Source organism: uncultured Streptomyces sp. (assembly GCF_947488945.1).
In the GTDB taxonomy this organism is placed as follows: domain Bacteria; phylum Actinomycetota; class Actinomycetes; order Streptomycetales; family Streptomycetaceae; genus Streptomyces.
Window position 1 is genome coordinate 117716 of record NZ_CANLBS010000001.1, and the last position, 26454, is coordinate 144169.

A 26454-nucleotide genomic window follows, 5' to 3' on the forward strand; every position below is an offset into this window, starting at 1 on the left:
TTCGCCGGGCCCCGCGCCGGGCTCCGGGCCGCGCCCGGGAGCTGCCGGAAAGCCACGACGGCGGCCCCGGCCGGGGGCCGGGACCGCCGTCGTGGCGCGGAACCCGCTCAGGCGGACATGGGCCGCTGCACCTTGATCGACTGAAGCAGCCCGATCGCCACCCACACCGCGAACATCGAGGACCCCCCGTACGAGACGAACGGCAGCGGCAGACCCGCGACCGGCATGATCCCGAGGGTCATGCCGATGTTCTCGAACGCCTGGAAGGCGAACCAGGCGATGATGCCGGCCGCGACGATCGTGCCGTAGAGCTCGGTGGTCTCGCGGGCGATGCGGCAGGCCCGCCACAGCACCACACCGAGCAGCACGATGATCAGGCCGGCGCCGAGGAAGCCGAGTTCCTCACCGGCCACGGTGAAGACGAAGTCGGTCTGCTGCTCGGGGACGAACTGCCCGGTGGTCTGGGTGCCCTCGAACAGCCCGGTGCCGGTGAGGCCGCCGGAGCCGATCGCGATCCGGGCCTGGTTGGTGTTGTAGCCGACCCCGGCCGGGTCGAGGGCCGGGTTGGCGAAGGCGGCGAAGCGGGCGATCTGGTACTCGTCCAGCAGGCCGAGCTGCCAGACCGCGAGGGCTCCGGCGGTGCCCGCCCCCAGCAGTCCGAAGATCCACCGGTTGGGGGCGCCGGAGGCCAGCAGCACGCCGAGCACGATGACCGCCATGACCATCACGGAGCCCAGGTCGGGCATCAGCATGACGACGGCCATCGGGATCAGGGCGATGCCGAGGGCCTTGGCGACGGTCCGGTGGTCGGGGTGCGGCTGGTCCCCCGCGTCGACCCGGGCCGCCAGCAGCATCGCCATGCCGAGGATGATGGTGATCTTGGTGAACTCGGACGGCTGGAGCGAGAAGCCGCCGCCGACGATGATCCAGGCGTGCGCGCCGTTGACGGTGGCGCCGAGCGGGGTGAGGACCGACAGCACCAGCAGCACGGACAGGCCGTACAGGATCGGCACCGCGCCGCGCAGGGTGCGGTGGCCGAGCCAGATCGTGCCGATCATCAGGGCGAACCCGATACCGGTGTTGAGCACGTGCCGGAACAGGAAGTAGTACGGGTCGCCGTGGGTCAGCGAGTCGCGGTTGCGGGTCGCCGACCAGACCAGCAGCGAGCCGACGAAGGAGAGCGCCAGCGCCGAACCGAGCAGCGGCCAGTCCAGCCGGCGCACCAGGGAGTCGCGGGCGGTGAGCCGGTCCCACCAGGACCGCTCGGGGCCGTACCGGGGGACGGAGAATCCGGCCATCAGTCGCGCCTCCCCACGACGGCGGCGAGCGCCTGCTGTCCCTCGTCGAGCGGCTTCTGCGCGTCCGGGTCGTAGGGCTTGATCTTGGGCGCGTCGATGGAGCCGTCGGGCTGGATCTTCGGCAGGGTCTTCTCCGGCTTGGGCAGCAGCGCCCTCTTGAGGTCCTGCTTGCCGTTGTCGTCGAGGCCGTAGAGCGCGTCGTAGATGTTGCGGACGGCGGGCCCGGAGGCGCCGGAGCCCGTACCGCCCTGGGAGATCGTCATGACGATCGAGTACTCGTCGGTGTAGGTGGCGAACCAGGAGGTCGTCTGCTTGCCGTAGACCTCGGCCGTACCCGTCTTGGCGTGCATCGGGATCTTGTCCTGGGGCCAGCCGCCGAACCGCCAGGCGGCGCTGCCCCGGGTCGCGACGCCCGCGAGGGCCTCGTCCATCTCGTCGCGCGTCTTGCCGGTGAAGGGGAGCTTGCCGTGCGAGGTGGGCTTGATCTCCTGCACGGTCCTGCCGTCGCCGCTGACGACCGCCTTGCCGACCGTCGGGTCGTACAGGGTGCCGCCGTTGGAGATCGCCGCGTAGATGGTCGCCATCTGGATCGGGGTGACGAGCGTGTCGCCCTGGCCGATGGAGTAGTTGACGGAGTCACCGGCGCGCATCTTGTTGCCTTCGAGGCAGTTCTCGTACGCGATCATCTCGACGTACGTGCCGTCCTTCTTGCCCTGCTTGCACCAGGCGTCCTTGTTGGCGTCGTAGAAGTCCTGCTTCCACTGGCGGTCGGGGACGCGGCCGCTGACCTCGTTGGGGAGGTCGATGCCGGTCTCCTTGCCGAGGCCGAACTGGTGGGCGGTCTTGTAGAACCAGTCGTTGGCGTTCTTCTTCGGCGAGGTGCCGCCGTCCTTCTGCCACTCCTTGTGCGCGATGCCGTAGTACACGGTGTCGCAGGAGACCTCCAGGGCGCGGCCGATGGTGATGGAGCCGTAGCCCTGGGACTCGAAGTTCTTGAAGGTCTGGCCGCCGATGGAGTACGAGCTGGGGCAGGGGTAGTTGCCGTCGAACGGGTACCCGGCGTTGACCGCGGCCGTCGAGGAGATGACCTTGAAGATCGAGCCGGGGGCCGCCTGGCCCTGGATCGCCCGGTTCAGCAGCGGGAAGTTGGACTTCTTGCTGGTGAGGTTCGTGTAGTCCTTCGCGGAGATCCCGCCGACCCAGGCGTTGGGGTCGTAGGTCGGGAGCGAGGCCATGGCGACGACGCGGCCGGTCTTGGCCTCCATCACGACGACGGCCCCGGAGTCGGCCTTGTAGTTCTCGTTGGTGTTCTTGTCGAACTCCTTGCGGGCCGTCTTCATCGCCTGGTCGAGCTCGTACTCGGCGACGGCCTGCACGCGGGCGTCTATCGAGGTGACGACGCTCGCGCCGGGCTCCGCCCGGTCGTTCTCGGCCTGACCGATGACCCGGCCGAGGTTGTCGACCTCGTAACGGGTGACGCCGGCCTTGCCCCGCAGTTCCTTGTCGTAGGTGCGCTCCAGCCCGGAGCGGCCGACCTGGTCGGAGCGCAGGTAGGGCGAGTCGGTGTCCTGGGCCTTGGTGATCTCCTCGTCGGTGACCGGGGAGAGGTAGCCGAGGACCTGGGCGGTGTTGGCCCCGCCCGGCGCGGCGTAGCGGCGTACGGCGGTGGGTTCGGCGGTGATGCCGGGGAAGTCCTCGGCGCGCTCGCGGATCTGCAGCGCCTGCTGGGTGGTGGCCTCGTCGGTGACGGGGATCGGCTGGTAGGGCGAGCCGTTCCAGCAGGGCTGGGGGGTATTCGCGTCGCAGAGCCGGACCTTGTCGATGACCTCCTTCGGCTCCATGTCGAGGACGTCCGCGAGCCGGGTGAGGACGCTCTCGCCGTCGTCCTTCATCTTCAGCAGCTCGGTGCGGCTTGCGGAGACGACCAGACGGGTCTCGTTGTCGGCCAGCGGCACGCCGCGCGCGTCGAGGATGGAGCCGCGGACGGCGGGCTGGACGACCTGCTGGACGTGGTTGTTCTTCGCCTCGTCGGTGTACTCCTGGCCGTTGCGGATCTGGAGGTACCAGAGCCGGCCGCCGAGGGTCAGCAGCAGCGAGAAGACGAGTACCTGGATGACGATCAGCCGGATCTGGACCCGCTGGGTCCTGCCGGTCTCGGGGATGTTGCTCATCCGGCGGCCCCGGTGGAGCCGGTGGCCGGGTGCTGGTCCGCCGTCACAGTCGCTTGACTCCCTTGATCTTGCCCGCGCGCGCGGCGCGGTTGCGTGCTGCCCTGACGCGAAGGCCGCCCCGCTGGCCGCCGATGGTCAACCCCGTGCCGGTGGACAGCCACCCGGCGGCGACGTCGCCGCCGCCGGAGGAGTCCACGACGGGGTCGTTCTCGGTGCGTCTGGCGAGCGCCATGATCAGCGGCACCGTGAAGGGCGCCAGCAGCACGTCGTACACGGCGGCGGTGAACAGCAGGCTGCCGAGGCCCACATGGCGGGCGGCGGTGTCGCCCACGAGGGCGCCGACGCCCGCGTACAGCAGTGTCGAGCCGACCGCGGCGGCGACCACGAAGACCATCGGGCCGGCGGCGGACTTGAGCCGCCCGTTCTCCGGCCGGACGAGGCCGGCGAGGTAGCCGACGACGCAGAGCACCAGCGCGTAGCGCCCGGCGGCGTGGTCGGCGGGCGGCGCGAGGTCGGCGAGGAGGCCCGCGCCGAAGCCGATGAGGGCGCCGCTGACGGGTCCGTACACGAAGGCGAGCGCCAGCACGGTGAGCAGCAGCAGATCGGGTACGGCGCCGGGGAGTTGGAGGCGCGCGAGGACGGAGACCTGGACGACGAGGGCGACCACGACCAGGGGGACGGAGAGCAGGATCCGGTTGAAGCGCATGGCGTTCGGCTACTCCTGGTCGGTGGCGGCGTCGTCGGCCGCCACGTCGTTCACGGGCGCGTCGGCCCCCGTCGCGTCGGCGTCGGGGTCCGCGGCGGCTTCGGTGCCGGGCTTCTCGTTCACGTTGCCGACCACCTTGCCGCTGCCGTCCACGAGGTCGCCGTTGGGCTGGACCGTCACGGTGACCGTGGGGGTGGGCTTGGGCTTCGGCTTGGCCGCCTTGGCGGGGAGCACGGTGTCGCGGGGGTCCTGGCGGGGCGCCTGCACGACGATGCCGACGATGTCGAGCTTGGTGAAGCCGACGAACGGCTTGACGTAGACGGTGCGGGTCAGGTCGCCGCCGGACGGGTCCACCCGGACGACCTCGCCGACCGGGACGCCGGGCACGAACGGCTTGTCCCTGCTGGAGCCGAAGGTGACGAGCCGGTCGCCCTTCTTCACCTTGGCCTTGCCGTTGAGGAACTGCACCGACAGCGGGCGCGAGCCCTGGCCGGTGGCGAAGCCGAGCTCGTCGGTGCTCTCCATCCGGGTGCCGACGGTGAAGTCCGGGTCGTTGGCGAGCAGGACCGTGGCGGTGTCCGGGCCGACGGTGGTGACCCGGCCGACCAGCCCTTCGCCGTTGAGCACGGTCATGTCGCGGGCGATGCCGTCCTTGGTGCCGGCGTCGATGGTGATCGTCCAGGAGAAGCCCTGGGCCGCCCCTATGGCGATGACCTCGGCGCCCTTGATGCCGTACTGGCCGGTTTTCGCCGTCTTCAGCATGGCGTCGAGCTGGCGCACCCGGCTGTTGTTGCGCGCGTCGCTGCCGAGCTTGGCCTTCAGCGCGGCGTTCTCCTGCTCCAGGCCGGCGATCCGGTCGTGCCGGTCGCCGGAGTCGCGGACGGCTCCGATGGCGTTGCCCACCGGATCCACCGCGGCCGCCATACCGTTCTCGACCGGCCCGAAGACCGTCGCGGCGGCCTGCCGGGCGCCGTCCACCGGCGACTCCTCGCCCCCGCGGATGTCCACCGTGATCAGTGCGAACGCGATGGCGACCAGCAGTACCAGGAGCAGCCGGCTCTCTCGTGTGTCCCTCACGTGCGGCGGCCGTGCCTTCCTCGTCGGAATGTTCGTGCCTGTATATCAACGATCTGCCGTGCGGGGCGGCAGCGCCCGCACGGCAGATCGTGGAAGTGCGACTACCGGCGGGGCTGGGCGTCCAGCACCTGCTGCAGCGCCTCGAACTCCTCGACGCACTTGCCGGACCCGAGCGCGACGGAGTCCAGCGGGTCCTCGGCGATGTGGATCGGCATGCCGGTCTCGCGGCGCAGCCGCTCGTCCAGGCCGCGCAGCAGCGCGCCACCGCCGGTGAGGACGATGCCCCGGTCCATGACGTCGCCGGACAGCTCCGGCGGGCACTTGTCGAGCGTGGTCTTCACCGCGTCGACGATCGCGTTGACCGGCTCCTCGATGGCCTTGCGGACCTCGGCGGCCGAGATGACCACGGTCTTGGGCAGGCCGGAGACGAGGTCGCGCCCGCGGATCTCGGTGTGCTCGTCCTTGTCCATGTCGTACGCGGAGCCGATGGTGATCTTGATCTGCTCGGCGGTGCGCTCGCCGAGGAGCAGCGAGTACTCCTTCTTGACGTGCTGGATGATCGCGTTGTCCAGTTCGTCGCCGGCGACCCGGATCGACTGGGCGGTGACGATGCCGCCGAGGGAGATCACGGCCACCTCGGTGGTGCCGCCGCCGATGTCCACGACCATGTTGCCGGTGGCCTCGTGGACCGGGAGGCCGGAGCCGATCGCCGCCGCCATCGGCTCTTCGATGATGTGCACCTGGCGCGCGCCGGCCTGGGTCGACGCCTCGATGACGGCGCGGCGCTCGACTCCGGTGATGCCGGAGGGCACGCAGACGACCACACGGGGGCGGGCCAGGTAGCGGCGCTTGTGGATCTTCAGGATGAAGTAGCGGAGCATCCGCTCCGTGATCTCGAAGTCGGCGATCACGCCGTCCTTCAGGGGCCGTACGGCGACGATGTTGCCGGGCGTACGGCCGATCATCTTCTTGGCCTCGGAACCGACCGCCAGGATGCCGCCGGTGTTGGTGTTGATGGCCACGACGGACGGCTCGTTCAGGACGATGCCGCGCCCCCTGACGTACACCAGCGTGTTGGCAGTCCCGAGGTCGATAGCCATGTCACGGCCGATGAACGACATTGAGTTCCCCTTGTTCCCCATGAGGATGCGTCGGGCCTTCCCGAGAAAGCGATGAATGGCTTGTTCTGGACGGCGAGTGTGGCGCTGCGGCGTGGAAGATTCCATCGTAGTGCCGTGGTACGGACACAGCGCGAGGGTCTTTCGTCCTGACGGGTGGAACGTCGTGCCGTTCCACCCATGGTGACGTTACGTCGGGGGGATGCGTTCCCGCGAACGCGTGCGCTATGCAGAGGGGCGACCGAATTACCTCGGTCGCCCCCGTCAACCAGCGCTGTTTGGCCGATCCGACGTCAGGAGAGACCCGGGAAGAAAAGCTTCAGTTCTCGCTCCGCGGACTCCTGCGAGTCCGAGGCGTGGATGAGGTTCTCCCGGGTGATGGTGCCGAAGTCGCCGCGGACGGAACCGGGAGCGGCGGCGATCGGGTCGGTCGGGCCGGCCAGGGCGCGGACGCCCTCGATGACCCGCTCGCCCTCGGCCACCAGGGCGACGACCGGGCCGGAGGCCATGAACTCGACGAGCGGCTCGTAGAACGGGCGGCCCTTGTGCTCGCCGTAGTGCGCTTCCAGCGTGTCCCCGTCGAGGGTGCGCATCTCCAGCGCGGTGATCCGCCAGCCCGCCTTGCGCTCGATCCGGCCGACGATCTCACCGATCAGCCCACGCCGGACGGCGTCCGGCTTGAGGAGAACGAGGGTGCGCTGGGTCATGTCGTGCGGCTCCTTGCGGGCGACGGGGGCGGGGAGTGTGAGGTTACAGGGGGAGCCTCCCGATCCGACGCGCGGGTTACTCCGCGTCAGCCTCAGGGGCGGCCCTTAGCCGGGTACGGGCGGATACGGCCCGGTTCGGCGCCGGGCCGGGCGGGAGCGCGGCGGCCGGCGTGCAGCGGGGGCTCCCGGTCCCCGCGCGCCGGCCCGTTCGCCGCGTCGCCCGTTCAGCCCGCGGCGGCGGCTTCGGCCTCGGCGTTTTCCTGGGCGGCGGCCCACCGGGCCTTCGCCTCGTCGATCTTGCGGCCGTAGTGGACCGAGGCCCACCACAGGGCGCCGAAGATCAGCCCGAGGATGAACATCATCGGCACGAACACGCCGCTGACGAACAGCGCGACCTGGAGCGCCCAGCCGAGCTGGATGCCGCCGGGCCGGCTGAGCATGCCGCACAGCAGCACGGACAGCACCATGCCGATGCCGCACACCGTCCACACGGTGCCGGCCGACAGGTCGTCCGACTTCATGGCGACGAGCCCGGCGAACCCGATCACGAAGAACTCGCCGATCAGCGTCGAGGCGCAGAGCGTACGCACAGCGGGTCAGCCCCTTCCGAGCAGGACGCGGGCCTCGCCGACGGTGATCACGGAACCCGTCACCAGCACCCCGGCACCCGCGTATTCGTCTTCTTCCTCGGCCAGCGTGATCGCGGCCTCCAACGCGTCGTCGAGACGCGGCTCGACCTGCACCCGCTCGTCGCCGAAGACCTCGACCGCCACGGCGGCCAGCGCGTCGGCGTCCATCGCGCGCCCGCTGGAGTTCTGCGTGACGACGACCTCCGCGAGGATCGGCTCGAACGCCTCCAGGAGCCCGCGCACGTCCTTGTCGTCGCTGGCGCCGACCACCCCGATGAGCCGGGAGAAGCTGAACGCCTCGGAGACGCCGGCCGCGGCCGCCGCCGCGCCGGCCGGGTTGTGGGCCGCGTCCAGCACCACGGTGGGGCTGGAGCGGACGACCTCCAGGCGGCCCGGTGAGCGGACCGAGGCGAAGGCCGTGCGGATCACGTCGACGTCCAGCGAACGGGCCTGCTCGCCGCCGATGCCGAAGAACGCTTCCACCGCCGCCAGGGCGACGGCCGCGTTGTGCGCCTGGTGCGCTCCGTAGAGCGGGAGGAACACCTCGGTGTACTCGGTGGCCGCGCCCCCGAGGCCGCGCAGCGTCAGCAACTGGCCGCCGACCGCGATCTCGCGGGAGACGACACCGAACTCCATGCCCTCGCGGGCCACCGTCGCGTCGGCCTCCACGGCCTTCTTCAGCATCACCTGGGCGGCGTCCACCGGCTGCTGGGCCAGGATGACGGTCGCGCCCTGCTTGATGATCCCGGACTTCTCGCCCGCGATCTCGCCGGGCGTGGAGCCGAGCCGGTCGGTGTGGTCCAGCGAGATCGGGGTGACCACGGCGACCGTCGAGTCGATCACGTTGGTGGCGTCCCACGAGCCGCCCATGCCGACCTCGACGACCGCGACGTCCACCGGCGCGTCGGCGAAGGCCGCGTACGCCATGCCCGTGAGCACCTCGAAGAAGGAGAGGCGGTAGGGCTGCTGGGCGTCGACCATGTCGACGTACGGCTTGACGTCCTGGTACGTCTCGACGAAGCGCTCGGGGTCGATCGGGACGCCGTCCAGGCTGATCCGCTCGGTGATCGACTGGACGTGCGGCGAGGTGTAGCGGCCGGTGCGCAGGTCGAAGGCGTTGAGCAGGGCCTCGATCATGCGGGCGGTGCTGGTCTTGCCGTTGGTGCCGGTGATGTGGATCGACGGGTACGCGCGCTGCGGCTCTCCGAGCACGTCCATCAGCGCCGCGATCCGGTCCACCGAGGGTTCGAGCTTGGTCTCGCCCCAGCGTCCCGCGAGCTCCTCCTCCACGGCGCGCAGCGCCGCGGCGGTCTCCGGGTCCGCGGGCCGGGCCGGCGGGGTGGTGTCGCCGACGGGCGGGCCCTGGGTGCGCAGCGTCCGGCTCCCGGCCTCGATCACCGCCAGGTCGGGGTCACGCTGGGTTGCTTCGTCCACGATCTCCGCGAAGGCGTCGTCGGACTCTGACTCGTCGTGCCGGTCTGAAGGGCGGGGCTCACTCACGGGGCCAGTCTACGGATGGGCGCCGACAACACGCGCAGCGCCCGCCCCCGCCACGGGCGCGCGGCGCCCGGGGGAACGGCGAAGCCCCCGCCCACCCGGTCGGTCGGGTGCGCGGGGGCTCCGTCCCCAGGTGATCAGCTCCGGGGCAACTGCGCCAGTTGGGCGGTGATGCGCGCGATGTCCGCCTCCGCCTTGTCGAGCCGGCCCCGGATCTTGTCGACCACGTTGTCCGGCGCCTTGGCCAGGAACGCCTCGTTGCCGAGCTTCCCGGTGGCCTGCGCCTTCTCCTTCTCGGCGGCGCCCAGGTCCTTGGTGAGCCGCTTGCGCTCGGCCTCGACGTCGATGGTGCCCGAGAGGTCGAGCGCGACGGTGGCTCCGGCGACCGGCAGCGACGCGGTCGCGTGGAAGCCGTCCTCGGCCGGCTGGAGCCGCAGCAGCTGGCGGATGGCCGCCTCGTGCGGGACCAGCGCGGTGCCGTCCAGGGTCAGCCGGGCCGGGACCTTCTGGCCGGGCTGCAGGCCCTGGTCGTTGCGGAAGCGGCGGACCTCGGTGACGACCTGCTGGACCAGCGCGATCTCCTTCTCCGCGGCGTCGTCGCGGAAGCCGGAGTCGCCCGGCCACTCGGCGACGACGATCGACTCGCGTCCGGTGAGCGCGGTCCACAGCGCCTCGGTGACGAAGGGGACGATCGGGTGCAGCAGGCGCAGCATCACGTCCAGGACCTCGCCGAGGACGCGGCCGGAGACCTCGGCGGGACGGCCGCCGGCGAAGAACGTGGTCTTCGACAGCTCGACGTACCAGTCGAAGACCTCGTCCCAGGCGAAGTGGCGCAGGGACTCGCTGATCCGGGCGAACTGGAAGTCGTCGTAGAACGCGTCGACGTCCGCGACGGTCCGGTTGAGGCGCGACAGGATCCAGCGGTCGGTGACCGACATCTCCTCGACCGGCGGCAGCTCGCCCTCGATCGTGGCGCCGTTCATCAGGGCGAAGCGGGTGGCGTTCCAGATCTTGTTGGAGAACTTCGCCGAGCCCTGGACCCACTCCTCGCCGATCGGCACGTCGGTGCCCGGGTTGGCGCCGCGCGCGAGGGTGAAGCGCAGGGCGTCGGAGCCGTACTTGTCCATCCAGTCCAGCGGGTTCACGACATTACCGAAGGACTTCGACATCTTCTTGCCGTGCTCGTCGCGGACCATGCCGTGCAGGACGATGGTGCCGAACGGCGGGACGCCGTCGTTGACGTACAGGCCGAACATCATCATCCGGGCGACCCAGAAGAAGAGGATGTCGTAGCCGGTGACCAGGACGGAGTTCGGATAGAACTTCGCGAGGCTGGGGGTCTGTTCGGGCCAGCCGAGCGTGGAGAAGGGCCACAGGCCGGAGGAGAACCAGGTGTCCAGGACGTCGCTGTCCTGGGTCCAGCCCTCGCCGGTGGGCGCCTCGTCGTCCGGTCCGACGCAGACGACCTCGCCGTTCGGCCCGTACCAGACGGGGATGCGGTGGCCCCACCAGAGCTGGCGCGAGATCGTCCAGTCGTGGAGGTTGTCGACCCAGTCGAAGTAGCGCTTCTCCATCTCCTGCGGGTGGATCTTGACGCGGCCGTCGCGGACCGCGTCGCCGGCCGCCTCGGCGAGCGGGGCGACCTTGACCCACCACTGGAGGGAGAGGCGCGGCTCGATGGTGGTCTTGCAGCGCGAGCAGTGGCCGACGGAGTGGACGTAGGGGCGCTTCTCCGCGACGATCCGGCCCTCGGCGCGCAGCGCGGCGACGATGGCGGAGCGGGCCTCCAGCCGGTCCAGGCCCTCGAAGGGGCCGGGGACGGTGATGACCGCGCGCTCGTCCATGACCGTGAGGAAGGGCAGGTCGTGGCGCTTGCCGATCTCGAAGTCGTTCGGGTCGTGCGCGGGCGTCACCTTGACCGCGCCGGTGCCGAACGCCGGGTCGACGTGGTGGTCGGCGACGACGGGGATGGTCCGGTCGGTCAGCGGGAGCCTGATCTGCTTGCCGACGAGGTGCTGGTACCGCTCGTCGTCGGGGTGGACGGCGACGGCGGTGTCGCCGAGCATCGTCTCGGCGCGGGTGGTGGCGACGACGATGGTGTCCTCGCCCTCGCCGTACGTCATGGAGACGAGCTCGCCGTCGTCCTCCTGGTACTCGACCTCGATGTCGGAGATCGCGGTCAGGCAGCGGGGGCACCAGTTGATGATGCGCTCGGCCCGGTAGATCAGCCCGTCGTCGTACATCCGCTTGAAGACGGTCTGGACGGCCTTGGACAGGCCCTCGTCCATGGTGAACCGCTCGCGGGACCAGGCGACGCCCTCACCGAGGCGGCGCATCTGCCCGGAGATCTGGCCGCCGGACTCTTCCTTCCACTTCCAGACGCGCTCGACGAACGCCTCGCGGCCCAGGTCGTGGCGGGACTTGCCCTCCTTGGCGAGCTCGCGCTCGACGACGTTCTGGGTGGCGATGCCGGCGTGGTCCATGCCGGGCTGGTACAGCGCCTCGAACCCCTGCATCCGCTTACGTCGGACCAGGGCGTCGATCAGGGTGTGCTCGAAGGCGTGCCCCAGGTGCAGGGAGCCGGTGACGTTCGGCGGCGGGATGACGATGCTGTAGGGCGGCTTGTCGCTGTGCTCGTCCGCCTCGAAGTAACCGCGCTCCACCCAGCGCTCGTACAGCTTCCCCTCCACCTCGGCCGGCGCGTACTGGGTCGGCAGTTCGGGGGTGCTGGCTGGCTGCTGCGATGAGTTCTCGGTCACGGGGACAGTTTAGGGGCGTCACAGCGGTGCCCCGAAACCGGTTTGTTCGGTAACGGTGTGCCTCCCGGTCCCCCACGCAGGGGCACCGTCGGCCAGGATGTGCGGAACGCACAAGCATTCTGGAGGGGACAGCGCATGAGCTACAACCAGCCGGGGCCGTACGGGGGGCAGCCGCCGCAGGGGCAGCCCGGCCCTTACGGGCAGCAGCCGGGCCCGTACGGGGCTCCGCCGCCGCCCCCGGGCACGCCGCCGCAGGGGCAGCAGCCCGGATACCCGCCGCAGGCCCCGCAAGGCGTGCCGCAGCAGGGCTACGGATACCCGCAGGGCCAGCAGCCGGGGCCCTACGGACAGCAGCCCGGCCCCTACGGGCAGCAGCCGAACCCGTACGGGCAGCAGCCCCCGCCGCCGTACGGCGGCCCGCAGGCCTACCCCGGCCAGCCGGAACCCGGCGCGCCCAAGAAGAAGACCGGGCTGATCGTGGCGGCCGTCGTGGTCGCGCTGGCGGTCGTCGCCGGTGGCGCGTACCTCCTGACGTCGGGCGACAAGGCGAGCAACAGCGACGTCGCCGACGCCACCAAGGGGTACAAGCTGACGCCGGCCGCGTCGGTCGGCGAGTTCAAGAAGGGGTCGAGCAGCGGCACCGCCGCCGGCCCGCTCACGGGAGACGACAAGAAGAAGGCCGAGGCGTCCGGGATCAAGAACCCGAACTCCGCCGGGGCCGACTACCAGGGCGGCTCCGAGCAGAACCTGAGCCTCAAGGTCCTCAACCTCCAGGGCTTCTGGGGGGAGATCGCCGATCCGGCGGCCGTCATCAACAGCTCGTTCGACCGCGCCAGGGACAACATGGGCGCGGGCGAGGCCGGGACGAAGGCCGAGTTCGTCGGCGAGGCGAAGGCCGTGGAGCCCGCGGGGTTCGAGGGCGCGCTGATGAAGTGCCAGAACCTGAAGGTGAAGAACGCGGGCGGCGACGGCACGGCGGCCAACGGGCCCTCGACGATCGAGGCGCCCGTCTGCGTGTGGGCGGACTACAGCACGGTCGGCATCGTGGTCGGCATCGACATGGGGCTGGCGCTGAAGAACCAGGCCATGCCGCAGGCCGACGTGGCCGATCTGGCGGCGAAGCTCTACAACACCTCGCGCACCAAGGTCTGATCCGGCCGGGTCTCCCCCGCCGCCGTGAACGCCCGTGGGGCCCGGTCGTCCTGACCGGGCCCCACGGGTGTCGCTCCGAGCGGCTGTTACGCGGACTTCTCGTGCCGGCCGCCGTCGTTCTTGCCGATGGTGCGCGGCTCGCGCGGGACCAGCGTCGGGTTGACGTTGTTGCGCACCACGTCCGGGGTGATCACGACCCGGGCGACGTCCTTGCGGGACGGCACCTCGTACATCACGGACTGGAGGACTTCCTCCATGATCGCGCGCAGACCGCGGGCACCGGTCTGGCGCAGGATCGCCTGGTCGGCGATGGCCTCCAGCGCCTCCCGCTCGAACTCCAGCTCCACACCGTCGAGTTCGAACAGCCGTTGGTACTGCTTCACCAGGGCGTTGCGCGGCTCGATCAGGATCTGGAGCAGGGCCTCGCGGTCCAGGTTGTGCACCGAGGTCAGCACGGGGAGGCGGCCGATGAACTCCGGGATCATCCCGAACTTCACCAGGTCCTCCGGCATGACCTCCTGGAACTGGTCGCTCGCCTGGATCTCCAGCTTCGAGCGGATCGTCGCGCCGAAGCCGATGCCCTTGGCGCCCGCGCGGGACTCGATGATCTTCTCCAGACCGGAGAAGGCGCCGCCCACGATGAACAGCACGTTCGTCGTGTCGATCTGGATGAACTCCTGGTGCGGGTGCTTGCGGCCGCCCTGCGGCGGCACGGAGGCGGTGGTGCCCTCCAGGATCTTCAGCAGCGCCTGCTGGACGCCCTCGCCGGAGACGTCACGCGTGATCGACGGGTTCTCGCTCTTGCGGGCGACCTTGTCGATCTCGTCGATGTAGATGATCCCGGTCTCGGCCTTCTTGACGTCGTAGTCCGCCGCCTGGATCAGCTTCAGCAGGATGTTCTCGACGTCCTCGCCGACATAGCCGGCCTCCGTCAGCGCCGTCGCGTCGGCGATGGCGAACGGGACGTTGAGCATGCGGGCCAGGGTCTGCGCCAGCAGCGTCTTGCCCGAGCCCGTCGGGCCCAGCAGCAGGATGTTCGACTTGGCGAGCTCGATCGCGTCCTCGCGGCTCGAACCCCCGCCGTTCTCGCCGGCCTGGACCCGCTTGTAGTGGTTGTACACCGCGACCGAGAGGGCCTTCTTCGCGGGCTCCTGCCCGACGACGTACCCCTCGAGGAATTCGTAGATCTCACGCGGCTTGGGAAGCTCTTCCCACCTGACCTCGGAGGTCTCCGCGAGCTCCTCCTCGATGATCTCGTTGCAGAGATCGATGCACTCGTCGCAGATGTACACACCGGGACCTGCGATGAGCTTCTTCACCTGCTTCTGGCTCTTTCCGCAGAACGAGCACTTGAGCAGGTCGCCGCCATCACCGATGCGTGCCACGAGGTGCTTCCCCTTCGCCTGGGAGACGCCTGGTTCAGCGACTCCTGGTGCCTCATATCCGACGGTACCTTGCCCGGGCCCCGATCAGGGCCCCCCTTGGCACGGTTCACACGCGCGGGATCCGCCCGCGGAACGTGCCAAGGGGAAAGACCGACGTCAGACCGCGGCTCCGGCCGAGGTCTTGCGGGTGGAGACGATCTGGTCCACCAGACCGTACGCCAGGGCGTCTTCGGCGGTCAGGATCTTGTCGCGCTCGATGTCCTCGCGGATCTTCTCCAGCGGGGTGGTGGAGTGCTTCGCGAGCATCTCCTCCAGCTGGCTGCGCATGCGCAGGATCTCGTTGGCCGCGATCTCCAGGTCGGAGAGCTGCTCGCGGCCGGTCTGCGAGGACGGCTGGTGGATCAGCACACGGGCGTGCGGGAGCGCCATGCGCTTGCCCGGGGTGCCGGCGGCCAGCAGGATCGCGGCGGCGGAGGCCGCCTGGCCCATGCAGACCGTCTGGATGTCCGGCTTCACGAACTGCATCGTGTCGTAGATCGCGGTGAGCGCGGTGAACGAGCCGCCGGGGCTGTTGATGTAGATCGAGATGTCCCGGTCCGGGTCCATCGACTCCAGGCACATCAGCTGCGCCATCACGTCGTTGGCCGACGCGTCGTCGATCTGCACGCCGAGGAAGATGATGCGCTCCTCGAAGAGCTTCGCGTACGGGTCGTACTCGCGCACGCCCTGCGAGGTGCGCTCCACGAAGCGCGGCACGATGTAGCGGTTGTCCACCTGCGGGCCGGTGTAGAGGCCGCTCGCGGAGGCGCCGGGGAAGTTGTTCATGTGGGTCTTCACCATCCTGGTGGCGTTCTGTGGGCTGGGAGTCTCGGCGTACGAGAGGTGAGCGGGTGTGCGGAGCCGGTCCGGATGAACCGGATCAGGCGCCGGTGCCGCCGCCGCCCGGGATGCCCGACGCGAACGTGATGATCTCGTCGATGAGGCCGTACTCCTTGGCCTCCTCGGCGGTGTACCAGCGGTCGCGGTCGCCGTCGCGGATGATCGTCTCGACGCTCTGGCCGGAGTGGCGGGCGGTGATCTCCGCCATCCGCGTCTTGGTACGCAGCAGGTACTGGGCCTGGATCTTGATGTCCGAGGCCGTACCGCCGATGCCGGCCGAGCCCTGGTGCATCAGGATGTCGGTGTTCGGGAGCGCGAAGCGCTTGCCCGCGGCGCCGCCGGTGAGCAGGAACTGGCCCATCGAGGCGGCCATGCCCATACCGATGGTGACGACGTCGTTCGGGATGTACTGCATGGTGTCGTAGACCGCCATGCCCGCCGTCACCGAACCGCCGGGGCTGTTGATGTAGAGGTAGATGTCCTTGTCCGGGTCGGCGGCAAGGAGCAGCAGCTGTGCGGTGATCTTGTTGGCGATGTCATCGTCGACCTGCTGACCGAGGAAGATGATGCGCTCGCCGAGGAGTCGGCTGTAGACCTGGTCGCCGAGGCCTCCACCGAGGGACGGCTCTCCGGCGGCGTAGGGCATCAGATTCGTCACGTATCCACCTGCTCGTCTCTGACGGCTCCGGCCGTCTCAGCGTCTTCGTACCGGGTGGGCCGGGACTCCCCGACCCTTCCTCTTCATGGACCCTAACGCGCAGGTGGGACAACGCCATCCCGCTTCCGCAACTGTTCGCTGGGAGCGCAAGGTCCGCAGTCCGCACAAGGGTTCCGGGCGTCGCGGCGATACGCCGACGGGCTCCGGACGGCGCGATGCGTCCGGAGCCCGTCGTGCGGATCGGCGGGAGGCTCAGGCCTCCGTCTTCTCCTCGGACTTGGCGTCCTCGGCCGGGGCGTCGGCGGCCTCCACGGCCTCGGCACCCTCGGTGGTCTCGTCCTCGTCGTCCGACAGGTCCACGACGTCACCGTTGGTGTCGACGACCTTGGCGGCCTCGACGACCGTCGCGAGCGCCTTGCCGCGGGCGACCTCGCCGACCAGCATCGGGACCTGGCCGCCCTCGACGACCGCCTGGGCGAACTGGTCGGGGGACATGCCGGAGGAGGCCGCGCGCCGCATGAGGTGCTCGGTGAGCTCCTCCTGGTTGACGTTCAGCTTCTCCTTGTTGACGATCTCGTCGAGGATGAACTGGGTCTTGATGCCCTTGACGGCCTGCTCGGACGTCTCGGCCTCGAACTCCTCGAGGGTCTTGCCCTGGATCTCCAGGAACTTCTCCAGGTCGAGACCCATCTGACCGAGCTGGTGGTGCTCCAGGTTGTGCTTGCGGGTCTGGATCTCGTCCGCGAGCAGCTTCTCCGGGATCGGCACCTCGGCGAGCTTCAGCAGCTCGTCCAGGACGCGCTCCTGGGCCTGGGTGGCCTGGTCGTACTGCTTGGTGGTCTCCAGCCGCTTGCGGCTGTCGGCCCGCAGGTCCTCCAGCGTGTCGAACTCGCTGGAGGTCTGGGCGAAGTCGTCGTCCAGCTCGGGCAGTTCGCGGGCGGCGACGGCGGTGACCTTGACGGTGACCTCCGCCTCCTTGCCCTCGGCGGAGCCGCCCTTCAGCTCGGAGGCGAAGGTCGCCTCGCCGCCGGCCTCCAGGCCGGTGACGGCCTCGTCGATGCCGTCGAGGAGCTCGCCGGAACCGATGGTGTACGAGACACCGGACGCGACGCCGTCCTCCAGGACCTCGCCGTCGACCTTGGCCTCGAGGTCGATGGTGACGACGTCGCCCTCGGCCGCGGCGCGCTCGACCGGGTTGGTGGAGGCGAAGCGCTCACGGAGCTGCTCCACGGCCTTGTCGACGTCCTCGTCGCTGACTTCGAGGGCGTCCACGGTGACCTCGATGCCGGAGTAGTCCGGGATCTCGATCTCGGGGCGGACGTCGACCTCGGCGGTGAAGGAGAGCAGTTCGCCGTCCTTCAGCTCGGTGATGTCGACCTCGGGCTGGCCGAGGACGTTCAGCTCACCCTCGTTGACAGCCTCGGTGTAGAACTTCGGGAGGGCGTCGTTGACGGCCTCCTCCAGAACGGCGCCGCGGCCGAACCGCTGGTCGATGACGCGGGCCGGGATCTTGCCCTTGCGGAAGCCCTTCACCGTGACCTGCTGGTTGATCTTCTTGTACGCCGCGTCGAGGCTGTCCTTGAGCTCCTCGAAGGGCACCTCGATGCTGAGCCGAACCCGGGTCGGGTTCAGGGTCTCCACGGCGCTCTTCACGGTTCGGTCTCCTTGGGGGCTGACTTCTCTGGGTTCCGCTGGGCCGCCGAACGGCGGCTTCGCTGACCGGGCCCGGTTCATGGGACACACGGGCACGCAATTTGCATAGTAACGGCAAGGGGCAGGACAACCCCAATGCGATCTTCCTGGTGGTCGGGGTGGCCGGATTCGAACCGACGACCTTCCGCTCCCAAAGCGGACGCGCTACCAAGCTGCGCCACACCCCGTCGGTGCGACACGTAGGGTACATGCAGAAACGGGGTGCAACGGACGCTTTTCCCGCAACGCTCCGGACACGGGCGGTCCGGAGGCGGACACGGGCCGTGCGCGGGACGCTCCGGCCGGAACGCGACGGCGGGAAACAGGTGCACGGGACGGCCCCGGCGTATCGGGTGTGCGACCGGCGCCGCGGACCCGCTACGATGCTCTTCGTACACGGCGGTCCGCGCGACCACCGGTGCGGCATGCGGGCGTAGCTCAATGGTAGAGCCCTAGTCTTCCAAACTAGCTACGCGGGTTCGATTCCCGTCGCCCGCTCCAACGCCCGAGAGGCCCGGTCCGCAGTCAGTCACTGACTGCGGACCGGGCCTCTCGCGTACGCGGGCCACGCACGCGGGCGTCAGGGGCGCACGGAAGCCTTCGAGGTGCGACGGAGCAGCCGGGGGCGCCCCGTGGGGCGCACGGGGCACCGGGCGGCTCTGCGGGGGCGCACGGAAGCGCCGCCCCCGGGCGGCTGCCCGCCGGGAGCACGCCAGAAGGCCGCGCGACAGGACCGCCGGCCGCCGGGGCCGCAGCCCGGAACCGCAGCCGTCAGAAGCTGATCTGGTTGACGGTCTCGGCTATCGAGTTCATGAACCTGTTGATCGCGGGCGCCATGCCCGTCGACGCCAGGAAGAAGCCGAAGAGAATCGCGACGACCGCAGGCCCGGCCTTGATGGATCCACCTCGGATCAGCACCACCAGGATGATCGCCAACATCAGCACCACAGACAGTGAAATGGCCACGACTGCTCACACCCTCGGTCGGTCCGCCTTGCCGGCCCGGGGGCATGCCTCGTCGCAGGCCCTCCGTCCGGACCATCGTGCCACCAACTCCCCTGTGAGTGCTGCGGGGTGACGGTCAGACCTGACTGGATTTCGCCATCCTGGGCGCCGGAGCCTCTGCGGCCCGGTCCCCCGCGGGGACACCGCGAGGGGCGTACGGGGCCCGCCGCACACGGAGTTCACGGCTTCCGGCGACGCCCGCCGCACGGCGTCGGCTCCGCACGGATTCCCCCTGCGCCCCGGAAGATCATTTCCGTATCGCCACATTTCTTTCACCCGCACTCGGCGTGTCACAGCTCACGTAATTCAGACGCCTCAGCACCCCGGCGTTATGCACCTTTTGACGGGTGCAAAGATGGTCATAACGGTCGCTTTTCGGTGGTTTCCCATTTGATTGAGTGGGCAGACGCAATTACTCCGGTGCGTTTTACCGACGGCGAGCGACAGGGTTAGGGTCCGTTAGATGTTTCCCGCTCCGAGCGATATTCACAGGGCAACGCCTCCCCCGGCGACCGCGGAGCCGGAGCCCGGACCGGCGGCTCCGGTGACCCCTGCCGGCGCCTCCCCGGACCGGACGCGTACGGCCGCCGCCCCGGCGAAGAAGCGTGACGCCTTCTTCGACAACGCGAAGTATCTGGCCATCGTCCTGGTCGCCGTGGCGCACGCCTGGGAGCCGGTGATGGACGGCAGCCGGACGGCCCGCGCGCTGTACATGGTCGTGTACACGTTCCACATGCCGGCGTTCATCATCGTGTCCGGATACTTCTCCCGGAGCTTCGACCCGACCCCCGCGCGGGTGAAGCGGCTCGTCACCGGCGTGGTCGTGCCGTACGTGCTGTTCGAGACCGCCTACTCGCTCTTCCGCCGGTACGCGGGCGGCGAGCCGGACGGTCCGATCTCGCTGCTGGACCCGCTCTTCCTGACCTGGTTCCTGATCGCGCTGTTCATCTGGCGGATGACGACGCCGATCTGGCGCAACCTGCGCCACCCGCTGCCGGTCGCCCTCACCATCGCCGCGCTGGCCTCGGTCTGCCCCTCCATCGGGGACGACCTGGACCTCCAGCGCGTCCTGCAACTGCTGCCCTTCTTCGTCCTCGGCGTGGTGCTGAAGCCCGAGCACTTCGCCCTGGTGCGGACCCGGCGAATGCGGCTGCTGGCCGTCCCGGCCTTCGCCGGCGCCCTCGCCTTCGCCTACTGGGCCGCCCCCCGCATGCAGCTCGGCTGGTTCTACCGCAGCGACAGCGCCCAGGAGATGGGCGCGCCCTGGTGGTCGGGCGTCGTGATGACGCTGCTGATGTTCGGCTGCGCGCTGGTCCTGACCGCCGCGTTCCTCGCCTGGGTGCCCGGCCGCCCGACCTGGTTCACCGCCCTCGGCGCGGGGACCATCTGCGGCTACCTGCTGCACGGCTTCCTGATCCGCGGCGCCGAGTACGTGGGCCTCTTCGACGAGAACGCCTGGCTGTCCGGTCCGACGGGGCTGGTCGTGGTCTCGGTGACCGCCGCGGTCGCGGTGACCCTGCTCTGCTCTCCCCCGGTGCGCCGGGTGATGCGGTTCGCCACCGAGCCGGAGATGGACTGGGCGTTCCGGCGGAGTCCCGCCAAGAGCTGATCCCTTCGCCCGACCCCGGCGGAGCGTCCCCCCGGGGCCGCTCCGCCGGGCTCGGGCCTCTACCCGGGCGGGTTGGCCGGATCCTTGCGGTCGTGGGGCGGCACGTCCGTCCGCAGGCCGAGCAGCGCGCGCATCAGCGCATATTTCGCGGTCAGACGGGTACGGGTGGCCGGATCCAGGGCGGCCAGCCGGGCGGGATCGGCGTTGTGGGCCAGATCGGCCTCCTTGACGAGGAGGGCTCCGGGGACGGCGAGGATGCGCGCGGCGTAGTCGGCCGGCTTCTCGCCCGGCCGCTTGGTGACGGCGAGCACCATCTCCTCGACGCCCGGAAGCAGTGCGGCGCGCGCCAGCCACTCGGCGGAGAGCACCCCGTCCTCGACCGAGTCGTGCAGCCAGGCGGCGGCGATCTGCACCTCGCTGCCGCCCCGCTCGCGCACCCCCGCGGCGACGGCGGCGAGGTGGCCGGCGTACGGCCGGCCTGCCTTGTCGGTCTGCCCGGCGTGGGCGCGCCGGGCGAGCGCCTCCACCTCGGCGAGGGCCAGCGGGATGTTCACCATGGGGCGACCCTACGACGGCGGAAGCCGCCACGGGGCACGACGGCGGGAGCCGTCACGAGGCCTGCCCGCCGGGGGAGTTGGTCCGTGACGCCGGACACACCGAGGCGGGCAAATAAGCGACAAAGAGTGCAAAGCGATACATCAACCCCCCTTTCCGATGGCCACAATTGCAGCGTCAACCCTTCGGTAAACTAATTACTGACGATTTCTTGACACTCTCTTGACCCAGTGAAGGACCAGGCTCATCGGACACGCAGACACTCTCATCGCCATGGGCGGCGCCTTCCTGGCCGCCGCCGTTCTCGCCCGCGTCGGCGGCCGCATCGGGCTGCCCACCATCCCCCTGTTCATCCTGGCCGGGATCCTGCTCGGCCCGCACACACCCGGTTACGTGCTGGTGGAGGACCCGCACGAGCTGGAGATGCTCTCGGCCCTCGGCCTCGTCCTGCTGCTCTTCTACCTGGGGCTGGAGTTCCACCTCGACGACCTGAAGGCGGGCGGGCGCAAGATGGCGCTCGCCGGGGGCACCTATCTGCTGCTGAACGTCGGTGCCGGACTCGGCTTCGGCTTCGCCCTGGGCTGGGGCACCTCCGAGGCGCTGGTGCTGGCCGGTGTCCTCGGCATCTCGTCCTCGGCCATCGTGACCAAGGTGCTGGTCGACTCCGGCCGCATCGGCAACCCCGAGACCAAGCCGATCCTCGGCATCATCGTCGTCGAGGACGTCTTCCTGGCCCTCTACCTGGCCGCGCTCCAGCCCATCCTGTCCGGCGCGGACAGCCTCGCCGCGGCGGCCATGGACGGCGGGAAGGCGTTCGGGTTCCTGCTGCTGCTGGCGCTGGCCGCCCGCTTCGGCACCCGGCTCGTCTCCCGGCTCATCCACACCAGGGACGACGAGCTCCTCGTCATCTCGTTCCTCGGCGCCGCCGTCTTCGTGGCGGGCGTCTCCGAGTGGTTCGGCGTGGCCGACGCCATCGGAGCCTTCATGGTCGGTCTGATGCTCGGCAGCACCACGTCGGGCGAGCGCATCCTCAAGCTGGTCCACCCGCTGCGGGACGCCTTCGGCGCGATCTTCTTCTTCGCCTTCGGCCTCTCCATCGACCCGGGCGACCTGCCGACCGTGCTGTGGCCGGTGCTGGCGGCCGTCGCCGTGACGATCGTCATGAACGTCTGCGCCGGGCTCGCCGCGGCCCGCGTCTACTCCTTCGGCCCGCAGGCCACGGCCAACATCTCGACCACGCTGCTGGCCCGCGGGGAGTTCGCGCTGATCCTCGCCACCATGGCGGCCGGGGCCGGTCTCGACGAGCGGCTCTCCCCGTTCATCGCCGGCTACGTGCTGCTGCTCGCGGTCCTGGCGCCGCTGGCGGCCGGCCGCTCGCACTGGCTGGCCCGCTTCCTGCCCGGCGGCCGCGATCCGGCCCGGCGGGAGGACGAGGAGAGGACCGCGGTACCGGTCTGAGGGGTGCGCCGTTGCGGTCCGTCCCCGCCGCCCGGCGGGACCGGCCGCCGTCGGCTCCGGTCCGCCGTCAGCTCCGGTCCGCCGTCAGCTCCGGCGCTGGAGCAGCAGCAGCGCGCGGTCGTCGTTGACGTCCTTCGCGCACGCCTCGATCAGGTGCCAGGCCGCGCCCTCGAAGCCGGTGGTGACATAGCGGTCGGCCTCGCCGGTGAGCCGGTCGATGCCGTCCGCGATGTCCCGGTCGGACGCCTCGACCAGACCGTCGGTGAAGAGCATCAGCACGTCGCCGGGGGCCAGGGCCCCCTTCACCGCGTCGAACTCGGCCCCGTCGTAGACGCCGAGCAGCGGCCCCTCGGCGGCCTTCTCCTCCCAGCGGCCGCCCGCCGCGTGCAGCTGGAGCGCGGGCGGGTGGCCGGCCGAGAGCAGCTCGTAGTCGCCGGACTCCAGGTCCAGCACCAGATGGATCGAGGTCGCGAACCCCTCGTCCCAGTCCTGGCGGAGCAGGTAGGCGTTGGCGGCGGGCAGGAAGCCGTGCGGGGGCAGTTGGCCGAGCAGCCCGCCGAAGGCGCCGGAGAGCAGCAGGGCGCGCGACCCGGCGTCCATGCCCTTGCCGGAGACGTCGGTGAGGACGACTTCCAGCGTCCGGCCGCCGTGGGTGCGGGCCGCCACGACGAAGTCGCCGGAGAAGGACTGCCCGCCGGCGGGGCGCAGGGCCATCTCGCGGTGCCAGCCGGCCGGCAGTCTCGGCAGGGCGCTCTGCACCCGGATGCGTTCGCGCAGGTCGAAGAGCATGGTGCCGCCACGCCGCCAGGGCACGCCGACCCGGGCGCGGAACTGGGCGAGGACGAGTCCGAAGAACCCGCAGGCGCCCACCACCAGCACCGTTCCGGGGGTGACGGTGATCGCCTCGGTGGTGCCGAGGGCGTAGGACTCGACGATCAGCGCCCCGGCCGCGACCGCGTAGAGGGACAGCAGGCTCGCGGGGCGCAGCAGCAGACCGCCGGCGACGATCGGGAGCACGAGGGCGGTGGGCGAGAACCACTCGGCGTTCCACACCGTGGCCGCGGTGAGGGCGGGGATCGTGAGCAGCAGGCCGACGAGGGCGATCCAGTCGGCGCCGTCGCCGCGGAAGTAGTCGACGCCGGATCTGCGCAGCGCGACGCGCGCCCGGTGGGCCGATCTGCTCCACCGGGCCACGTACGCGTCCAACGCATCGCGGCGGGCCATGACCGGGACTTTATCCACCCTGCGGCCCGGCGTGCAGGGGGACCCCGATGCCGGCGGCCCCGGAACGCGCTCGCTCCCGAGGGAAGCCGCTGGTAGGGATGGGGGCATGACGACGGAACTGCGGGTGCTGCGCCCGGAAGAGTGGAACCAGTGGTTCGGTTGCCTGGAAAGGGCGTTCGGGGGCGTGGAGACCCCTCCGCAGGAGCGGGCGCAGGACGAGGCGCTGACCGAGCACGCGCGGTCCCTCGGCATCTGGGACGGTCCCGACCCCGTCGCCACGGCGGGCGCATTCACCTTCCGGGTGACCGTTCCGGGCGGCCGTGCGATGCCGGCGGCCGGGGTGACGATGGTCAGCGTCGCGGCGACCCACCGCCGACGGGGGCTGCTGACCTCGATGATGCGGCGCCAGCTCGACGACGTCCGGTCGTGGGGAGAGCCGTTGGCGGTGCTGACCGCGTCGGAGCCCGCGATCTACGGCCGCTTCGGCTACGGCGCCGCGACCCGTCAGATGTCGCTGAGCATCGACACGGCACGGGTGCGGCTGGACGTTCCGCCGGGCACCGACGCGGTCGTGCTGCGGCACGCCCGCCCCGAGGAGCGGGTGGCGGCCTGCGAGAGCGTGTACGCGCGACTGGTGCCGGGACGCCCCGGCACCCCGGCGCACGGGCCGGGCTGGGACCGGGCCCCGCTGCTGGACCCGCCGGCCGCGCGGCAGGGCGGTTCGCCGTTGCAGTGCGTCCTCGCCGAGCGCGACGGCGTGTTGCTGGGCTACGTCACGTTCCGCACGGTGCCGGACTGGGACGCGTCGGGGCCGAAGGGCCGGGTGGTGGTGAACGGCCTGGGCGCGCTGGACCCGGTCGCGTACGCCGCGCTGTGGCGGTTCCTCTTCTCCATCGATCTGATGTCCACGGTGGAGGCGCGCAACCGGCCGCTCGACGACGCGGTGCTGCACCTGGTCTCGGACGTCCGGCGGTGCGCGATCCGGGTGCGCGACTCGCTGTACGTGCGCCTGGTGGAGCTGGGCGCGGCGCTGGAGGCCCGCTCCTACCGGGCGCCGGTGGACGTGGCGCTGGAGGTCGAGGACGCCTTCTGCCCGTGGAACGCCGGGCGTTGGCGGCTGCGGGCGGACGGTGAGGGGGACGCGTCGTGTGTCCGCACCGACGCTCCGGCCGAACTGGCGCTCTCCGTGCGGGAGCTGGCCTCGGCCTACCTGGGCGGGGTGTCGCTCATGTCGCTGGCGGCGGCCGGTCGGGTGCGCGAACTGCGGCCCGGGGCGCTGGAAGAGGCGTCGGCGGCGTTCTCGTCCGCCGTGGAGCCGTGGCTGCCGCGGGGCTTCTGACCGCTCCCGGCCGGACCGCGCGGTCTCAGCGGCGCTGGCAGGTGGGGCACCAGAAGAGGTTGCGGGCGGCGAGGACGGCGGTGCGGACCGGGGTGCCGCACACGTGGCACGGCTGTCCGGTGCGCCGGTAGACGTAGACCTCGCCACCGTGGTCGTCGACGCGGGGCGGACGGCCCATCGCCTCGGGCAGGTGCTCGGGACGGACGGTGTCGATGCGGTTGTTCCGCACCCCTTCGCGCATCAGTTCCGCCAGGTCGGCCCAGATCGCGTCCCACTCGGCGCGGGTGAGGTCCTTGCCCATGCGGTAGGGGTCGATGCCGTGGCGGAACAGCACTTCGGCCCGGTAGACGTTGCCGACGCCCGCGACGACCTTCTGGTCCATCAGCAGGGCGGCGACGGTGACCCGGCTGCGGGCGATCCGGAGGCGGGCGCGCTCGCCGTCCTCGCCGGGGCGCAGCGGGTCGGGGCCGAGCCGGGCGTGTATCGCGTCCTTCTCGGGGCCGGTGATCAGGGCGCAGGCGGTGGGACCGCGCAGGTCCGCGTGGTGGGCGTCGTTGAGCAGGCGCAGCCGTACGGTGCCGGTGGGCGGCGGGGCGGGGGCCGTGCCGAAGCCCAGCTTGCCGAAGAGTCCGAGGTGGATGTGGACCCAGCCGGCGTCGCCGAAGCCGAGGAAGAGGTGCTTGCCGTGGGCGTCGGCCCGGACGAGGGTGCGGCCGTCGAGCAGGGCGGCGCTCGCCGCGAAGGTGCCCTGCGGGCTGGTGACGCGTACCGGGGCGCCCGCGAACCGCTCCTCGTGGTCGGCGGCGAGGCGGTGGATCGTGTGGCCCTCGGGCACGGGCGCGCTCCTGTGGGGGAAACGGGAAACGCACCGTGCCGCCGGGGATCCGGCGGCACGGTGAGCGGGGTGGGGGGGGCCGGACGGGGGCCGGCCGCGGGCGTCAGTCCTGCTGCGGGTGGTGGGCCGGGACCGGGGGGAGCACGCCGGTCTCCTCGTACGCCGAGAGCATCTCGATGCGGCGGGTGTGCCGCTCCTCGTTCGAGTAGGGCGTGCTGAGGAAGATCTCGACGAACGTGGTGGACTCCTCCACCGTGTGCATCCGGCCGCCGATGGCCACCACGTTGGCGTTGTTGTGCTCGCGGCCGAGCGCGGCGGTCTGCTCGCTCCAGGCGAGCGCGGCGCGGACGCCCTTGACCTTGTTGGCGGCGATCTGCTCGCCGTTGCCCGAGCCGCCGATCACGATGCCGAGGCTGTCCGGGTCCGCGGCGGTCTTCTCCGCGGCGCGGAGGCAGAACGGCGGGTAGTCGTCCTGGGCGTCGTAGATGTGGGGACCGCAGTCGACCGCCTCGTGGCCGTGGGCCTGGAGCCACTCGACGAGGTGGTTCTTGAGTTCGTAGCCGGCATGGTCCGAGCCGAGGTACACGCGCATGGGCAAAGTGTGGCACGGGAGCGGCGGGGTAGCCGTCAGCGGGGTCGCGGCCCCGCGCCGGAGGCCTGCGGGTGCGGGGCGGCGGGCCGTCGGCGGTGCGGTCGCGATC

At 70.7% G+C, this 26454-nt stretch carries 22 protein-coding genes and 2 tRNA genes; 5 read left to right on the forward strand and 19 right to left on the reverse strand.

All coding sequences use genetic code 11. The annotated features are described in order from the left end of the window. Positions 1-107 precede the first annotated feature (107 nt). From rodA to Q0994_RS00535, 9 genes are all read right to left on the reverse strand, one after another. Positions 108-1298 carry a rod shape-determining protein RodA gene (gene rodA, locus Q0994_RS00495; RefSeq protein WP_299527441.1) on the reverse strand — a complete coding sequence of 397 codons (1191 nt, stop codon included), beginning with the start codon at positions 1296-1298 and terminating at the stop codon, positions 108-110. After that, positions 1298-3469, reverse strand: a complete 2172-nt coding sequence (gene mrdA / locus Q0994_RS00500) for a penicillin-binding protein 2 (RefSeq protein ID WP_299527443.1) — start codon at positions 3467-3469, stop codon at positions 1298-1300. Before mrdA ends, rodA begins: the two co-directional genes overlap by 1 nt. 43 nt (positions 3470-3512) lie before the next feature. Beyond that, the gene (gene mreD / locus Q0994_RS00505; protein WP_299527445.1) at positions 3513-4175 is read right to left on the reverse strand and encodes a rod shape-determining protein MreD; all 663 of its coding nucleotides are present in this window, start codon (positions 4173-4175) and stop codon (positions 3513-3515) included. A 9-nt stretch (positions 4176-4184) separates the two neighbouring features. Continuing rightward, entirely contained in the window at positions 4185-5252 is a 1068-nt protein-coding gene (mreC, locus tag Q0994_RS00510) for a rod shape-determining protein MreC (RefSeq protein ID WP_299527447.1), read from the reverse strand. Positions 5253-5353: 101 nt separating this feature from the next. Then, positions 5354-6373 carry a rod shape-determining protein gene (locus Q0994_RS00515; RefSeq protein ID WP_124717728.1) on the reverse strand — a complete coding sequence of 340 codons (1020 nt, stop codon included), beginning with the start codon at positions 6371-6373 and terminating at the stop codon, positions 5354-5356. 290 nt (positions 6374-6663) lie between these two features. Further along, a complete protein-coding gene (ndk, locus tag Q0994_RS00520) occupies positions 6664-7077 on the reverse strand; it encodes a nucleoside-diphosphate kinase (protein WP_299527450.1) in 414 nt (137 codons plus the stop codon). Positions 7078-7301: 224 nt separating this feature from the next. Next, the gene (locus tag Q0994_RS00525; RefSeq protein WP_299527452.1) at positions 7302-7667 is read right to left on the reverse strand and encodes a DUF4233 domain-containing protein; all 366 of its coding nucleotides are present in this window, start codon (positions 7665-7667) and stop codon (positions 7302-7304) included. A gap of 6 nt (positions 7668-7673) precedes the next feature. Continuing rightward, positions 7674-9206 (reverse strand): folylpolyglutamate synthase/dihydrofolate synthase family protein, encoded by a 1533-nt coding sequence (locus Q0994_RS00530; RefSeq protein ID WP_299527454.1) that lies wholly within the window; start codon positions 9204-9206, stop codon positions 7674-7676. A gap of 134 nt (positions 9207-9340) precedes the next feature. Continuing rightward, positions 9341-11962, reverse strand: a complete 2622-nt coding sequence (locus Q0994_RS00535; RefSeq protein ID WP_299527456.1) for a valine--tRNA ligase — start codon at positions 11960-11962, stop codon at positions 9341-9343. Between the two features lie 135 nt (positions 11963-12097). On the opposite strand from Q0994_RS00535, the gene Q0994_RS00540 reads away from it, so the two are divergent. Further along, a complete protein-coding gene (locus tag Q0994_RS00540) occupies positions 12098-13114 on the forward strand; it encodes a hypothetical protein (RefSeq protein WP_299527458.1) in 1017 nt (338 codons plus the stop codon). A gap of 86 nt (positions 13115-13200) precedes the next feature. On the opposite strand, the gene clpX is transcribed toward Q0994_RS00540, so the two are convergent. The 5 genes from clpX to Q0994_RS00565 all read right to left on the reverse strand — a co-directional run bounded on the left by clpX (position 13201) and on the right by Q0994_RS00565 (position 17916). Further along, positions 13201-14499: an ATP-dependent Clp protease ATP-binding subunit ClpX gene (gene clpX / locus Q0994_RS00545; RefSeq protein ID WP_299527460.1), complete on the reverse strand. Its 1299-nt coding sequence runs from the start codon at positions 14497-14499 to the stop codon at positions 13201-13203. A gap of 156 nt (positions 14500-14655) precedes the next feature. Continuing rightward, the gene (locus tag Q0994_RS00550; RefSeq protein ID WP_299527462.1) at positions 14656-15339 is read right to left on the reverse strand and encodes an ATP-dependent Clp protease proteolytic subunit; all 684 of its coding nucleotides are present in this window, start codon (positions 15337-15339) and stop codon (positions 14656-14658) included. Positions 15340-15418: 79 nt separating this feature from the next. Further along, positions 15419-16024 carry an ATP-dependent Clp protease proteolytic subunit gene (locus Q0994_RS00555; protein WP_299528111.1) on the reverse strand — a complete coding sequence of 202 codons (606 nt, stop codon included), beginning with the start codon at positions 16022-16024 and terminating at the stop codon, positions 15419-15421. Positions 16025-16288: 264 nt separating this feature from the next. Next, positions 16289-17689, reverse strand: a complete 1401-nt coding sequence (gene tig / locus Q0994_RS00560; protein WP_299527464.1) for a trigger factor — start codon at positions 17687-17689, stop codon at positions 16289-16291. Positions 17690-17839: 150 nt separating this feature from the next. Next, a tRNA-Pro gene (locus Q0994_RS00565) sits at positions 17840-17916 on the reverse strand. Between the two features lie 239 nt (positions 17917-18155). Between Q0994_RS00565 and Q0994_RS00570 the strand changes: the two genes are divergently transcribed. After that, positions 18156-18229 (forward strand) — tRNA-Gly (locus Q0994_RS00570). A gap of 270 nt (positions 18230-18499) precedes the next feature. Here Q0994_RS00570 and Q0994_RS00575 read toward each other — a convergent pair. Further along, complete coding sequence (locus tag Q0994_RS00575) at positions 18500-18694, reverse strand: hypothetical protein (RefSeq protein ID WP_299527466.1); 195 nt, start codon at positions 18692-18694, stop codon at positions 18500-18502. A gap of 502 nt (positions 18695-19196) precedes the next feature. Here Q0994_RS00575 and Q0994_RS00580 point away from each other — a divergent pair. Further along, positions 19197-20342 (forward strand): acyltransferase family protein, encoded by a 1146-nt coding sequence (locus tag Q0994_RS00580; RefSeq protein WP_299527468.1) that lies wholly within the window; start codon positions 19197-19199, stop codon positions 20340-20342. 59 nt (positions 20343-20401) lie between these two features. Here Q0994_RS00580 and Q0994_RS00585 read toward each other — a convergent pair whose 3' ends face one another. After that, entirely contained in the window at positions 20402-20899 is a 498-nt protein-coding gene (locus Q0994_RS00585; RefSeq protein WP_299527470.1) for an HD domain-containing protein, read from the reverse strand. Positions 20900-21170: 271 nt separating this feature from the next. Between Q0994_RS00585 and Q0994_RS00590 the strand changes: the two genes are divergently transcribed. Further along, a complete protein-coding gene (locus tag Q0994_RS00590; protein WP_299527472.1) occupies positions 21171-22355 on the forward strand; it encodes a cation:proton antiporter in 1185 nt (394 codons plus the stop codon). Between the two features lie 84 nt (positions 22356-22439). On the opposite strand, the gene Q0994_RS00595 is transcribed toward Q0994_RS00590, so the two are convergent. Next, positions 22440-23579: a PP2C family protein-serine/threonine phosphatase gene (locus Q0994_RS00595; protein ID WP_299527474.1), complete on the reverse strand. Its 1140-nt coding sequence runs from the start codon at positions 23577-23579 to the stop codon at positions 22440-22442. A gap of 106 nt (positions 23580-23685) precedes the next feature. On the opposite strand from Q0994_RS00595, the gene Q0994_RS00600 reads away from it, so the two are divergent. Next, positions 23686-24918: a GNAT family N-acetyltransferase gene (locus Q0994_RS00600; RefSeq protein WP_299527476.1), complete on the forward strand. Its 1233-nt coding sequence runs from the start codon at positions 23686-23688 to the stop codon at positions 24916-24918. Between the two features lie 25 nt (positions 24919-24943). Here Q0994_RS00600 and Q0994_RS00605 read toward each other — a convergent pair whose 3' ends face one another. Then, positions 24944-25753, reverse strand: a complete 810-nt coding sequence (locus tag Q0994_RS00605; RefSeq protein WP_299527478.1) for an Fpg/Nei family DNA glycosylase — start codon at positions 25751-25753, stop codon at positions 24944-24946. A 103-nt stretch (positions 25754-25856) separates the two neighbouring features. Continuing rightward, on the reverse strand, positions 25857-26345 hold the full coding sequence (locus Q0994_RS00610) for a ribose-5-phosphate isomerase (protein WP_299527480.1): 489 nt from the start codon (positions 26343-26345) through the stop codon (positions 25857-25859). Between the last annotated feature and the right edge of the window lie 109 nt (positions 26346-26454).